This window comes from Pseudoselenomonas ruminantium (assembly GCF_900113715.1).
Taxonomy (GTDB): domain Bacteria; phylum Bacillota; class Negativicutes; order Selenomonadales; family Selenomonadaceae; genus Selenomonas_A; species Selenomonas_A caprae.
Genome location: NZ_FOQK01000022.1, coordinates 1 through 13,545, shown reverse-complemented (window position 1 = coordinate 13,545; position 13,545 = coordinate 1). Strand labels below are relative to the sequence as shown.

Sequence of the window (13,545 nt, the reverse complement as noted above, 5' to 3'; positions counted from 1 at the left end):
TATCCGGTACATGTGTGACGTGTGCTCTCTTTGTGGTAGGAACAAAAGGCTTATTTTATTGGAAAAGAGGTATATTCATGGATTTATTAAACACTGTCGTCAATGAGGTCAATAATGTCCTTTGGTCCTATGTCCTCATTGCTGTCCTTGTCGGCTGCGGCCTTTGCTTCACACTGTCGACAAAATTTGTCCAGCTGCGCCTGCTGCCGGAAATGATCCGCCTGCTGACGGATGGCATCGGCGAAAAGACAACGGGCAAATCCATCAGCTCCTTCCAGGCATTCTGCGTCTCGACTGCCTCCCGTGTCGGTGTCGGCAACATTGCCGGTGTGGCTATCGCAATCGTTACCGGCGGCCCGGGTGCGGTCTTCTGGATGTGGGTTATCGCTTTCATTGGCTGCGCTACCGGCTTCGTCGAGAGCACGCTGGCCCAGATCTACAAGCTGCCACGCGGCAACAATGCCTTCCATGGCGGCCCAGCTTACTACATCCAGAATGCCCTCAAGCAGCCTGGCGTCGCTAAACTCTTCGCTATCCTCATCGCCGTTACCTACGGTCTTATCTATAACTCCGTACAATCCAACACCATCGCACTGTCCGTGCAGAATGCCTTCGGCATCCCGCAGCTCGGCACGGCCGTCGTTCTCTGTGTCCTCACGGCACTTGTCATCTTCGGCGGCATGACTCGCATCGCCAAATTCACGGAGTTCCTGGTCCCCATCATGGCCGGCCTCTACATCCTGACGGCCATTGCCGTTATCCTCTTCAACCTCGATAAAGTCCCGGGCATGTTTGCCCTGATTGTCCACGATGCCTTCTCCCCGCAGGCTGCAGTCGGCGGTGGTCTCGGCTCGGCCATCCTCACGGGCGTCAAGCGCGGCCTGTTCTCCAACGAGGCCGGCGAAGGCTCCGTACCGAATGCCGCCGCTACGGCTGACGTTACGCATCCGGTCAAGCAGGGCCTTGTCCAGGCCTTCGGCGTCTATGTCGATACCTGGCTCGTCTGCTCCGCTTCCGCTTTCATCATCCTGCTCTCGGGCCAGTATGTCATCGGCGGCGAAGTAACCGGTGCCGCGCTCGCGCAGGCATCGCTTGCCAGCCTCTTCGGCACCCTGGCACCGATTTGCGTCTCCATCATGATCATGATGTTTGCCTTCAGCTCCATCTGCGGCAACTACTACTACGGCGAAATCAACATCGCCTTCTTCGAGAAGAAATCCAAGACGTCCCTGAACGTTTTCCGTCTCCTCTGCGTCGCCATGGTATTCTTCGGCAGCATCGCAGAACTCTCGCTGGTCTGGAACCTGGCCGACCTCTTCATGGGCTTTTTGTGCCTGACCAACCTCTACGCGATTGCCCGCCTCAGCAAACGCGTCCGCATCGCACTGGCTGACTACCTTGACCAGAAACGCCGCGGCGTCACTGAGCCGGTATTCGATCCGGCCATCCTCGGCGACGAAACCGGCATCCATGCCTGGGGCATCGATAAAAAATAATACCGCATACGAAAAGGCCGGGCTATCCGCATCGATAGCCCGGCCCTTTTTATCTGTCCATCACAAAATTCTTCGCGTCCAGCGCCCGAAAATCACATTTTCCAGCTTATTTTACGTCGATTATCACAAAGTTATCGAATATTTATTCCTACACTTAAAGCGGGCGAGATTGACAAGTCAGATTTTGACTTGTCAACATAATAGTTATGCCTCACGCATCTTGATTCCCCCATCAAAACAGACACTCGAATCATATCCTCCATCGAATCATCAATAGATGCGCCCCAAATAATCGTTGCCTGCTTATTCTCCATCCAATTGTATATTGCTTCACTAGCTTCTTGAATTTCATACATGCTAATGTTGGCTTCGCTGCCAGTAACATTCAACAGAACATCTTTACCTACACTTTGCGCTTTTTCATGCTGTTTAGTCAGTTTATTTATAGCCTCCATAACAGCACTCATACTTGCGCCTTCACCCTTAGCTTCCCCTGTCGCTAACAATAAATTCTTTTTATCCTTACAAACTGTTTTGATATCACACAAATCAAGATTTACCAATCCTGGAATACACACAACATCATATATAGCTTTAATAGCATAGTATATATTCTTGTAAATATCAGATTCTCCTTCATATTTTTCAGGATTCATAGTCAACAATGGTGCTGGTACTTCTATCTTTTCTTCAGAAATCAATATTGGTATGAACACTGATACACACGTATCTGCAGCAGCTTCTACCGCTTTTTTTAGATGATTTACATCTTCCATCGCCCTGCCATCAACAAGCAAAAAGCCAATATCTACACTCCTCCATGAGGAATAATCTAATGGGTCTCCCTCTAGCAACTTAAATTCTTCAGCAAATCCTTGCTGATTCCACATCTCAGCGGTTTTACCAATAAAAGCCACTCTGAGATTACACAATTCTTCATTCATATTTTCAGCTAACTCGAACATTTTTACTTCTCCTCAATCACCGTCTGCAGAAAATCTTATTCTCTTTTGCCCATTCTGCAATCACTGTACAATAATCTGCTGGCAATCTTTGATTGCAATGCCCCAATGCCTGCGTAATCCGGCCTTGTTTTACCTCTATGCAAGCAACGTATTTTTCCTGTTTTTTCATCGCGACGATTAAAGACCATCTGGATATAACCGCTGAATCATAGCTGGCGACACAATTATGAAATACATTGCCCCATTTACGTAATTCATTTGTATCCTTGGGCAACCGGAATGTATATTCACCGAGTTCTGTTTCCAAGGCCAATTCCTTGTCCTTATATTCATATACCGCATTCTTACGTTCAAAAGGCGTCCCAGCATCTCTATAACGATTTACAATCTCCGGATGCTCGGCAAACAATTCATCGACCAGTGCATCATGGACTTCCTGGGTAAGCCCTTCATTGAGCAGACGGCGATAAACAGCCCGAGCGATCAAATCTTCATGATATTCCAGCCCAGCTTCGATGAACATTCTCAGCGTATCCATTGCGGCATAGCTAAGGTTGTCATTACACCACCTAAGCACACGCGGGGCAATGGCTTTTTCCGAACGATGGCGCAGCAGCCAGCGGCAAAAACGTTGAAAACTACGTATTTCATAGGCTCCCGCCCCACTAAAACTCAGCACCTCTGTGATAGTATCGTAGCGCATATCCAGCAGCCGATAACCAAAAATCTCTTCCCGATAGAAAAACCGCCGGATGATATTGATATCCGTAAAGCCGCATTGCTGAAGGAAAACATATACCAATATGCTTTCGGGATTTCTCACATAGGCCTTGCGCAGACTGGGAGGCGGATTTTCTATGGACAAAAATCTGCACAATTCCCGATAAACATCAAAGCCGCCTTGTTCCTTTATCGCCTCATAAGCAGCCTGTCCCAAAACATCTTTCAACAAATAAAGCGAAGGATCTAACGTGCATTCACAATAAGCAAACAAATGCAGCAAGCCATGCGCCTCTCCTAAATAACTGGGACGAAATCCATATTTCCCCTCAGCAATCTCCTGCAAATATCCAATGGCTATATCGATAACCATCGCGGGAATATCCACATACTTTGCAGCTAGCAATTCCGGAAACGTGATATTACCTCCACAAACATACCCATTGCGCCAGTTTCTTACCGTATTTTCTACAATCGACACGGGCCAGCCCTGTACACTGCCATGGTCAATATCGCAGGCAATCGTCCACTCCTTATCCATAACCTCCGTAATCACATTGTCTTCCAAAGTCACGCGCTGGCTATGCAAAACAAGCTCCACCGTTCTATCAGGAAGCATCTCCACACTCCAGCGCAAAGGCAAATAAATGTAAGAAAATCGCTGGTCATCTATCCGTAGTTCCTTCAGACGATCTTCCAAAGCGCCCGGTATACACGGCTCTTCCTGCCAATCATCTTCTATGGCATTGTAATAAAAACACCTTTTCTTAGCGTCCATTCACTATTCTCAGACTCCCTCGTAACCTCGCCATCAATTCCTCATACCGCCAAAGCACAATCGCAACAACAGCACAGACGCTATATCCGCCTGTGCTGAATTGCGAAACTACTATAAGTTATCAAGCTTTTGCCGCTTTAGGATTCAAATCGGAAAGCGCCTGATCCAATGCCTCCGATAAATTCTCCATCTTCTCTTTGAACCCCTGCACCCTGCTATCCACGGAATCTGCCACTTCTTCCTTACTGGGAACATCCGCAGTCTGCGTCCGCAAATCAGCAATGATTTCTTCGCCCTTTTCCTGCAGCGTAAGCTGGAGCTTTTGCACCGACTCTTTTACCTGTGCATAGACCAGCTCACACTCCTCATCCGTCGTGCATGCATCCATCGCGCATTCTGCTTCCTCGCGGATATCCTGTATCAACACCTCCAAAGCCTGCTCCGAGGTAACCTCAACTTTTTCCGCTGGCTTATCCTCTTCCAGCAAATTTGCCAACACCCAACCAGCTACACCACCAATGACAAAATTCCAAATCATACAAATCTCCTCCTTACAAACTTCCAGCAGACATCCTGCCAATTTTTAGCAGGTGCCATCTTTGTATCCTGATGATACCGCATCACTATGACATCTCACGTCGTTTTATCATTCATCAAATTTTTTACAAAAAAAAAACCGATTCTATCACAGAATCGGCTGTTTCCTCTATGTATCGAACTATATCTTATATATTCCCCTGTCTAATAATACATCCTATTTCCTTCACATTGACAAAACCTTTTGCACAAATTCTGCTTCATCAGAGCATATATCATAAGGAGCATACTCTTTATACGCATCAGGATTGCTCAAGGTTATAATTTGACTTCCTTTACCTTTTCTTACCTCTTCAATATAGTGCGTCAGCGATCTAAGCCGAGGGCCATGCTGCATTTGGACAGCAATACTGCCACGCTCACCAAAATTATTCACCACCAAGTAACACATTAAGCTCCCTCCTAAAATCTTCTTCTGATTGAATGCAGCCAGATTCATATAATTTTCGTAAGCGTCCACCAACATCAGGTGCATAGCCTTTCTTGTATAAATAGCTATGTAACCAATCATTCAATCGCCGGTCATACGCTGTATTGAACTGAAATTCAATCGGATATACAAAGTGCTTCCCCGATACGTTTCTTACCATAATTATCATTCCAATCATCCTCAGCGATTATATCTCGTATTTCCTAAGCTAAAGTTGCGTGTTTCTACCCCAAGTGCCTACCGCACTTTTTGAGAGGCCAAGTTCCTTTGCTGCTTGAGTCTGACCGATTTCCATAGCGAGTTTTACGGCCTGTACTTTATAATCGTTGCTATATCTTTTTCCAGTTGACATTTGCTTTACCATCCTTTTCAATTCAGCATTTTATATACTGAATGATTATTTTATATCTGTCAACTAAAAGTGTACTACATCAATATTACAGTTTTCATCTGCTAGACATTCAGCATTTTTATACACTGAACGGCATCTTCTTTCTGCAGGCCAACATTCGTATCCGTCTGTATCAGATTCATCTCCGTGAATTCTGCCATATCGGATTCATCATCCAGAATAGCAAATCGCTCCACATCATTCTCAGTTTCAAATTTCTCCAGCCACTTACGGATTTCATCGCCCCGACATGAACCGGACAATTCAGGCGTACAAGCCATAAGTTCCAGCCCATATTCCTTAAACCGTGCAAGTAAGTTTTTACTAGCAGGCGTAAAACCTATCCGCCACGAGGAAGAAAGGACAATCTTAGCCCCTGTTTCCTTTATGATGCGCTGCAAAAGTTTCAAATGCGAATCTGTCCTTAGCCGTATCGAATAGCCGTCCTGCGCAGAATTCAGTACACCATCCACATCTAAAAAGTTACTTTCAACTGTGGGTACCTGCTGCTATCACTCGTTAAGCGCTTTTACTAAGGCATTCGCGACTTCTTTCTTCAAATCACCATTTCTAAAACACAGTTCTCCGTATTCCAGCGCGTATATTGAATCCTTCGACCTGGCAGCCTTCATATAGCTGTTATAGGCTTCCTGTTTTCTTTCGCCCCAGCGCCCGTAGCCGTAGTAGCAAATATTTCCTTTGGTAAAGGCTGCCCAGCCATCACCGGCTTCTATAGCTTCATTGAGCCACCTGATCTCTTTTTTCAGTTTAACATCGTGATTCTTTTTAGCGTTCTCAGCAAAGGTACCCTCTATATACTCGCGCCCCAAGCGGCCTATCATTTCTAAACCGCTGTCCTGCACCGCCTTATCCAGCCATGCCTTGTATTTTTCTGCTAAGTCCCCAGCCCATGTGCGCTTGGCCATTTGGAAAAATTCACGTACCTTTTCCCTGTCACGGACGCAAAGGCGGCCTACTTCATAGGCTTCTGCCAGAAAGAACATCGCTTCCACATCGCCGGAAGTAGCCATCGCTTCCTTTGCCCTTATAACTTCCTCATAGTGCCGTATCTGCTCCATTTTTCCATATAACAAGCCACACTTCTCACGATAATAAACACACATCCGCTCTACCAAGTCAGCAGTAAGGTCAGTTACATTCCAAGCTGAAAAGTCAAAGCAGGCAATCCCTACACCATAATATGAATTTTTTCTATTTATCACTTCCCACATCGGCAGTCTCTTTTTAATTTCTTTGATTCCCTGCTTGTTGCAACCTTCCAACACTGGAACAATCTGACGCTCCAGCAGCGGATTTGCCTTTGCTGATTCCAGCGTATCATCATCAAGGCCAAAATCATCACGAATTTCTGCAAATCTTTCCATACACTGACGTATGAACTTTTCTTCATCAAAAGGAATGTATATTTTATCAAAACAGATAGATGTCATGTCATTATCCTCCATATACTACAGCACTGACAACAGCACAGGGAAATTATCGCCTGTGCTGAAATACAATACTATATAGAAATATATCAGCCTTCTACCGAAGCCGGCTTTAAATCGGATAAAGTTTGAGTCAACGTGTCCGATAGATTGTCCATTTTCTTTTTAAACTCATTCACTCGAGTTTCCACTGTGTTAGCCACTTCTTCCTTACTGGGAGCATCAGCCACCTGTGCGTGCAAGTCAGCAATGATTTCTTCGCCCCGTTCCTGTAAAGTCAGTTGAATCTTCTGTACTGATTCCTTCACCTGTTCATAAACAAGTTCGCGCTCCTTGTCCGTAGTGCATTCTTCCATAGCCCACTGCGCTTCATCGTGGATGTCCTTTACCAGCACCTCCAAAGCCTGCTCCGGGGTAACTTCTGCTTTTTGAGCAGCCTTCTCTTCATTCATGAATGCAGCCAACATCCAGCCTGCAACGCCACCGATAACAAAATTCCAAATCATGCAAATCTCCTCCTCTAAAACATCTGATATCCCTTGATTGCTTAGATTATACAGAGATTTTTGCCTATGTTGGTATCCTGTCAGGCAACCTTGAAAATTTATTTGCTTTCACGCCAATTTGTCAGCGGCTTGCAATCGTGTATATACAGCGCTTCATTGATTTCATCAAGATTGTAACGCTTCATCTCCAAAAAGCATTTCACAATCATATCTCCCAGCCGACATTTGGATAACGCATAGCCTGCCCGTTCCAGTAAATCATCAGCCTCCTCCAATGACAAATGCAAGGCTATAGCAAAAGCCAGCACCGTCTCCTTAGTCGGATGATATTGCGCATTATTGCGGATTTTGGCAAAGTGCGCCTTAGTTATACCTGCCGCATGATATATCTCTACAGCTGTCCGATTCCGTTTCTTTATCCACCACATCAGCTTTTCTGAAAAGGACATATCAAGATGCTGCGCCAAAGAATCTGTCCCCTTCAAAATATCTATGACTGCACCTACTGCAAAAGGAAATATACCCTTATCCTCCGGTTCATCAGCAAAACTCTTTTCCGCTGCTCCCTCTGGACGATAGTATAACAGCAGGTACCGTTCCAGTTCCGCGCTAAGTTTTCCATCCAGCATTCACCATACCTCCCTGTTCATTTAAATATACTATTCGTGAACCAGCACGCAATACCTGCTCATTTATCAATCTTCAATCAGAATCTCAATCTTCCTCCCCCTCTGAATTCGTAGTATAATCACCTTAGAAGGGAGATATAAGATGAAACCCAAACGCACCTACAAAACTCTTCGCCCAGCCATCACTTCGGCTATCCGTTATTGCAAAGAACACGACCTTTTGGCAGATTACTTCGCCCAAAAGGAACAGAAGGAGGTTTTCGATATGGTAAACTTCAAATGGGGTTGGAACAGAGCTATGGAAGTCCAAGCTGAAGAAGCCGCTAAAAAAGCCGCTAAAGAGTCTGCTGACGCAAAAACTACCGAATTCGTCCTCAATATGTTACGCGAGCATGAACCCTATGAAAAAATTTCCCGTCTCGCCTCAACTTCTATGGAAAATGTCCAGCGCATTGCCCAGAAGAACAATCTTGCATACAACTAGCATCTATACCAAAACGGTATCAGGAAAACACAGGCTCAATCGGCCTGTGTTTTTCAGTTATATAGTATACAGCTAAAGATACGAAGATAGACATTTGCTTGCTACAAATCATTCAGTCGTATTTTAAATCATCTATTTTCCATCAACAATCTTACACTCATACTTCGTACAACCAAAGTATCCTTCTGTATCCGTATTACGTTTTAGACACATCCTCATTGCTCTGGTATCATACTCCCAAATACCAATATTCGGTGCCTTCGGTCGAATGCATGAATTAGTCAGGTCATACCAGTGACGGCAGAAGGCACATTTTCTCATTCGACTATTTAGACTAAATTGCTCAAAACTCATGAGTAACCTCTCCTATTAATTTTTAACAAACGGAGCCATCTTATTCTGATTTAGATACAAAATTATTGTAAAAAATTCTTTATACAATTATCAGCATTGATATTCACACAATTTTGATGTGAATATAGGCTGTCATTTAGACAACATATTCCACATCAAACTGAGCCATTCGTTTTTCATGTACATAACAATATCATCTCAAACAATAAACACATACAATCAGCCGTTCTTTATAAAACATTTTTTTGCGGTATCTCCAATAATGTTAGTTGTCACACCATCTATAGTTCCACCAACAATTCCCCCAAAGAAGGGAATTGCTTTTCCTAGATTAATCATTCCCTTTTCGCCAAACTTTGTCACCAATCTCATTCCTACAGCTCTATTTATTCTTTTTATCACTTCGTTAGGTATTTTTTTTATTAAAACAGTCCCCATTGCTCTAGCCAATGGTACAGCTAGTGTATCCCTTACTATATCACTAGCCTTATTGCCACATAAACAAACAAAGGCTAATGTCTTAACCTTATCATCTCTAGGATCATATCCGCCCATATACGCAATTGCAGCAATCATTCTGAGTTGAACGTAGATAACACTCGCTAAATTTGCTGGAATTGCTACAGGAAGCGTTATAAGTCCACCTATACCTGTCAAGAAACCAGACGTAGAGCATTTAGCTATTTGCCACCTAATCAACGAATCAGCTTTTTCAGATAAAGTACCAGCTTCTCGAAGATATTCTTTTGCTAATTCTTCAGCTGATTCTGCGCCAGGCAATCCCTCTAATGCCTTATTATAGGCAGCATTTAACAGATTTACCATTGCTTTTTCATCCATAATTATCATTCCTTTCAATAATCATTCACAGATAAAATCGAAGCAAGTTGCCTATAAGGCAACCTACCATTTAACTTTGCATATATTCCCCATCATTATTAGTCTGGTATCTTCTTTATATAAACTCCTATATATTTTTCTTTTAAAGTTCTCACCATATCAACATAAATATTCATGCATTTACTAAATCGTTCCTGTTCTATGTATAACAAACACTTTTTCAAATACTGTTTCCAAATCGAATGGTATATTTCTTTAGAGTTTGGCAACAAGTTAATTTTTTCCACAATTTGCGGTGCAATCGAATAATATTCTTCAATTAATTTTTTCCCATTTGGCTGACAAGACAACCAATTATCTCTAAAACTACGAAATACGGATAACTCATAGCAATCATCAGGTTTACCAAAGCTGTCGCAAACGGCAGTAGTAATAAAACATCCATCCGAATCAGTAGATGCAGAAGACTCTAACTTATTCATTAAATCTTCTGCTCCTTTTATCCCTAACTTGTTAATCATAATTTTTGCAATTTTTTCTCGTTCATCTTCATCTGCTTTTTTCAGTGTAGCATCAAAGTTATCTATGTATACCTTTTTACTCTTATCGTTATCCGCTTTTGCATAAGCTTTTATAAACCATTCTGCCGCATAAACTAGGTCTATTTTTGCTCCGTTGCCAGTCAAATAAACCATACCAAGATTATTCATTGCTGTAGTGTGTCCAGCCATAGCTGCCTTTTTATACCAGAAAAAAGACTTATATCTATCCGGCTGCACACCAGCAGCTCCTTTATCATATAAATAAGCTGCATGAAAAGCTGCATTTTCATTACCACCTTCGGCAGATTTTTCATACCACTCTAATGCCTTGCTAAAATCCTGTATGACACCTTCACCATCTTCATAAAATGAACCCACCCAGCACATTGCATTTATATGGTCATTTTCCGCAGCTTTCTTACACCAAGCAAAGGCTTGTACCAAATCCTGTTCAGTTCCATCTGCATGGTAATACATTAATCCAATTTCAAACATAGCATCGACAATATCGTTCTGAGCAGCCTTCTTAATCCAGTAAAATGCCTTTTCCATATCCTGTGTAGTACCTTCTCCATCTCTATATGCAGTACCCACATTATACATTCCCCATGGATACCCATTTTCTGCCGATGTGAGAAATAGTCTGAAAGCATTTCCATAGTTGTTATTTTTATATTCTTTAAGTCCTTTTTGATTAGCCTTTTCTCCCGCTAAAAATTTTTCACTGTCTGTACTGCCCTCACGAACTTGTTTTATCCCCTTTAGCAAATTTTGCATTTTCCCTACATCCATTTTATCCCCACCTCATTTATCAGCATCCAGCAATGCCATTGTCTGCTCTCCAATTTCTAGTGTCATATCCATATCAGGGTTAATCGTTCCATCTTCCTGGAACATAGAAGTTTCCACAATAGTTTTTACGGTCTGTGCCAGTTGAAAGGAATAATGTACTGTCATTTTTGCTTCCATTGTGTATTGTGCGTAATTATTACCGAATTTGTCCATCGTTTGGGACAGTGCTTCCACGGCGGGCACAAAATATCCATTTAATCTATGCAATAAGTCGTCTATCTGTTCCCCACGAGTGGCAATAGCACTGAACAGACTACTCATGTTATTGCAACGTTCTGCATAAACTTTAGCTTCGTCTACTCTCGTTTTCGCCTCATAGTAGGCTGCCTCTGCCTCATCTGATTTCATAAAACTATATATAAACATTGCAGGTATTGCCACTACGCCAAATCCCAAGGCTGCACCGCCTAAAGCGCCGAATACACAGACAGCATTTTCGTTTTCTGATACATCTATTTGCTTTATATCATTTGTACCAAGTTGCTGCGCTTGTTGTGATAATGTATGCATTTGTGATAACATATTCTCATTTATTCCAGCCTCATCGAGTTCTCGTAGTGATTTTGTGTCTCGATTTTGCTTCAATACCTTGGTAATGTCTTCAATAAAGTCACCCGCCATACCAATTGCCACACTGGTACGCATTTTATTGTCACCCAAATCATCTAAAACATTCATCATTCGTTCATGAGAAGTATTAACCTTGTTATAGGCTCTCTGCGCCAGTTCAGATGCTTCTTTATTCATTTTATTAGCAGCATTAGCGTTTGACTCAGCGTCTGCCACATTGCTTATTCCCCAAATAGCAGCAGCCCCTAAAAGTAATGGTACCATTTTCTTCCCCTCCCTCTACCAATACAATTCTTCCTTGCCGTTCATGATAAAATCATCAAATTCTTCAAACGTAACTAACTTATTTCCATTGCCAAATTCTCTCGATATTTTGTCAAGCGCTGCAGATGCAACATTCGCATCCTTTGTTTTTACGGCTTGATCTAAGGCAAAAATACTTTCATCAATTAACTTTTGCCTATTATTAAATAATTTTGCCGTTTCCTGCTCAAACAAAAAACGCTGTTCCTGCATTTGTCTGACTGCTTGATCCGAAAGCTCATGAATTTTTTCATAACGTTCTTTGGCCCACTTTGCTTTTCTAGCAGCATTTACAAATGGTGCAACGGCCTCACGAATAAGGTTCCCCGCGACATAACCAGCTATATAACCAATAACAGGCGCAGCAGCTCCGGTTTCAAAAGTTAACACTGTAGCAACTTTTTCCACAGCTACAGATACGGAATTTGCAGCCTTATCAGAAATATTTTGCATTAAGTCAGCACGATTAATCTCACCATCAAGAAATTTTTCTATATAGCTACATATCTCCTTTGCATCCTGTGCGAATTCCAATACCCCATCTAAATTAGATGTTTTCTTCAATCCTTTATTGGCTAATTTTTTTAACGATTTATTCTCTATTCGACTGACCAATTCTTTTTGAATATTTTGTGTAGCACTTTTCAATAACTCGTTACCTATTTTAACTGCTTGCTCTTGGACAATATCCATAACTGCACTTGTTGCAGTATCAGCTACTAAATCACCTAATGCAGTTGGTAAATTCTTATTCCCTTCCCATAATTCATCAAAGTTTCTACCAATATTAGCAAACAAATTATTTTTTAAGTGCCCAGAAATATTGTCTATCCGTCTATTCGTTCTACTCCGCCCTTTTCCTCTTCCTTTTTCTTTGAAATCTCCCGCTATGTTATCAATCCAATCACCACCTATTTTTTTACTTTCCTCTTTTAAATATTCTTTTGCGTTATAGGAAAAATGCTCTTCAATATTCCCTATCACAGCATCCATATCAGCGCCACTACAAATCTCACTTATACCGCTTTGAACTAATTTCTGCAGTTCTCCTTGTACAACCTCTCGCCCCATTCCAATGGGCATTTTATCGGCTATGCTCGTCAATATTCTCTCCGTATAAAATGTAGCAGACCAGCGTGCAGCACACATAACGCCCTTCTTAAGCTCATCTTCAAATGCCTGACCATTTAGAACAGAACTAATACCTTGCCTAGCTATATCCTCCAGTTCACGCTGAAACTCTTCCTTACCAATATCATCAGGTAGCTTATCCATGACACTCTGCACAGCATTATTAACATAAAAATCCGTCAGTTCGGTTACTGTAGAGACCCCCATAAGTTAGACCAAGGAATCTAACTTATGGGGGTCTTTTTATGGCAAAATATAGTGCAGAATTTAAATGTAAGGTAGTCCAAGAGTATTTGAATGGACATATAGGATATACTGCCTTAACAAAAAAATATGACATCCCTTCCTCAAAATGCATTCAAGCGTGGGTCGGAAAATATCGTAAAATGGGGAAAGATGGGCTTCAACGGTCAAGAAAAAATGAAACCTATTCTTTCCAATTCAAGGTAAATGCTGTAGAGTTATATTTAAGTACAGAGATTTCTTACCAAGAATTGGCACTTCGACTT

The 13,545-nt window shown here is 42.3% G+C and carries 16 protein-coding genes; 3 read left to right on the top strand and 13 right to left on the bottom strand.

What is annotated here, in order from left to right; translation table 11 throughout:
• Positions 1-77 precede the first annotated feature (77 nt).
• Complete coding sequence (locus BM181_RS11175; protein WP_075444963.1) at positions 78-1,496, top strand: alanine/glycine:cation symporter family protein; 1,419 nt, start codon at positions 78-80, stop codon at positions 1,494-1,496.
• A 131-nt stretch (positions 1,497-1,627) separates the two neighbouring features.
• Here BM181_RS11175 and BM181_RS11170 read toward each other — a convergent pair whose 3' ends face one another.
• The 9 genes from BM181_RS11170 to BM181_RS11130 all read right to left on the bottom strand — a co-directional run bounded on the left by BM181_RS11170 (position 1,628) and on the right by BM181_RS11130 (position 7,960).
• Complete coding sequence (locus BM181_RS11170) at positions 1,628-2,461, bottom strand: FtsZ/tubulin family protein (RefSeq protein WP_075444961.1); 834 nt, start codon at positions 2,459-2,461, stop codon at positions 1,628-1,630.
• 16 nt (positions 2,462-2,477) lie between these two features.
• On the bottom strand, positions 2,478-3,959 hold the full coding sequence (locus BM181_RS11165; protein WP_075444959.1) for a PcfJ domain-containing protein: 1,482 nt from the start codon (positions 3,957-3,959) through the stop codon (positions 2,478-2,480).
• A gap of 121 nt (positions 3,960-4,080) precedes the next feature.
• Positions 4,081-4,497, bottom strand: a complete 417-nt coding sequence (locus tag BM181_RS11160) for a hypothetical protein (RefSeq protein WP_075444957.1) — start codon at positions 4,495-4,497, stop codon at positions 4,081-4,083.
• Positions 4,498-4,722: 225 nt separating this feature from the next.
• Positions 4,723-4,947: a DUF6718 family protein gene (locus tag BM181_RS11155; RefSeq protein ID WP_033170034.1), complete on the bottom strand. Its 225-nt coding sequence runs from the start codon at positions 4,945-4,947 to the stop codon at positions 4,723-4,725.
• Positions 4,925-5,155 carry a hypothetical protein gene (locus BM181_RS15170; RefSeq protein ID WP_143092180.1) on the bottom strand — a complete coding sequence of 77 codons (231 nt, stop codon included), beginning with the start codon at positions 5,153-5,155 and terminating at the stop codon, positions 4,925-4,927. Before BM181_RS15170 ends, BM181_RS11155 begins: the two co-directional genes overlap by 23 nt.
• Positions 5,156-5,439: 284 nt before the next feature.
• Entirely contained in the window at positions 5,440-5,850 is a 411-nt protein-coding gene (locus tag BM181_RS11145; RefSeq protein WP_075444955.1) for an HAD domain-containing protein, read from the bottom strand.
• 39 nt (positions 5,851-5,889) lie between these two features.
• A complete protein-coding gene (locus BM181_RS11140; RefSeq protein WP_075444953.1) occupies positions 5,890-6,828 on the bottom strand; it encodes an SEL1-like repeat protein in 939 nt (312 codons plus the stop codon).
• Positions 6,829-6,914: 86 nt separating this feature from the next.
• Positions 6,915-7,331: a hypothetical protein gene (locus BM181_RS11135; protein WP_075444951.1), complete on the bottom strand. Its 417-nt coding sequence runs from the start codon at positions 7,329-7,331 to the stop codon at positions 6,915-6,917.
• Between the two features lie 98 nt (positions 7,332-7,429).
• Positions 7,430-7,960 carry an Appr-1-p processing protein gene (locus tag BM181_RS11130; RefSeq protein ID WP_075444949.1) on the bottom strand — a complete coding sequence of 177 codons (531 nt, stop codon included), beginning with the start codon at positions 7,958-7,960 and terminating at the stop codon, positions 7,430-7,432.
• 142 nt (positions 7,961-8,102) lie between these two features.
• Between BM181_RS11130 and BM181_RS11125 the strand changes: the two genes are divergently transcribed.
• Positions 8,103-8,444: a hypothetical protein gene (locus BM181_RS11125; RefSeq protein ID WP_075444947.1), complete on the top strand. Its 342-nt coding sequence runs from the start codon at positions 8,103-8,105 to the stop codon at positions 8,442-8,444.
• A 573-nt stretch (positions 8,445-9,017) separates the two neighbouring features.
• Here BM181_RS11125 and BM181_RS11115 read toward each other — a convergent pair.
• From BM181_RS11115 to BM181_RS11100, 4 genes are all read right to left on the bottom strand, one after another.
• A complete protein-coding gene (locus tag BM181_RS11115; protein ID WP_075444943.1) occupies positions 9,018-9,638 on the bottom strand; it encodes an EcsC family protein in 621 nt (206 codons plus the stop codon).
• A 98-nt stretch (positions 9,639-9,736) separates the two neighbouring features.
• Entirely contained in the window at positions 9,737-10,972 is a 1,236-nt protein-coding gene (locus BM181_RS11110) for a tetratricopeptide repeat protein (protein WP_075444941.1), read from the bottom strand.
• 12 nt (positions 10,973-10,984) lie between these two features.
• Positions 10,985-11,866, bottom strand: a complete 882-nt coding sequence (locus BM181_RS11105; protein ID WP_075444939.1) for a hypothetical protein — start codon at positions 11,864-11,866, stop codon at positions 10,985-10,987.
• A 15-nt stretch (positions 11,867-11,881) separates the two neighbouring features.
• Positions 11,882-13,180, bottom strand: a complete 1,299-nt coding sequence (locus BM181_RS11100) for a hypothetical protein (protein WP_143092177.1) — start codon at positions 13,178-13,180, stop codon at positions 11,882-11,884.
• 101 nt (positions 13,181-13,281) lie between these two features.
• On the opposite strand from BM181_RS11100, the gene BM181_RS11095 reads away from it, so the two are divergent.
• Positions 13,282-13,545, top strand: a 264-nt coding sequence (locus BM181_RS11095; protein ID WP_143092176.1) for a helix-turn-helix domain-containing protein, incomplete at its 3' end; no start/stop codon positions are given.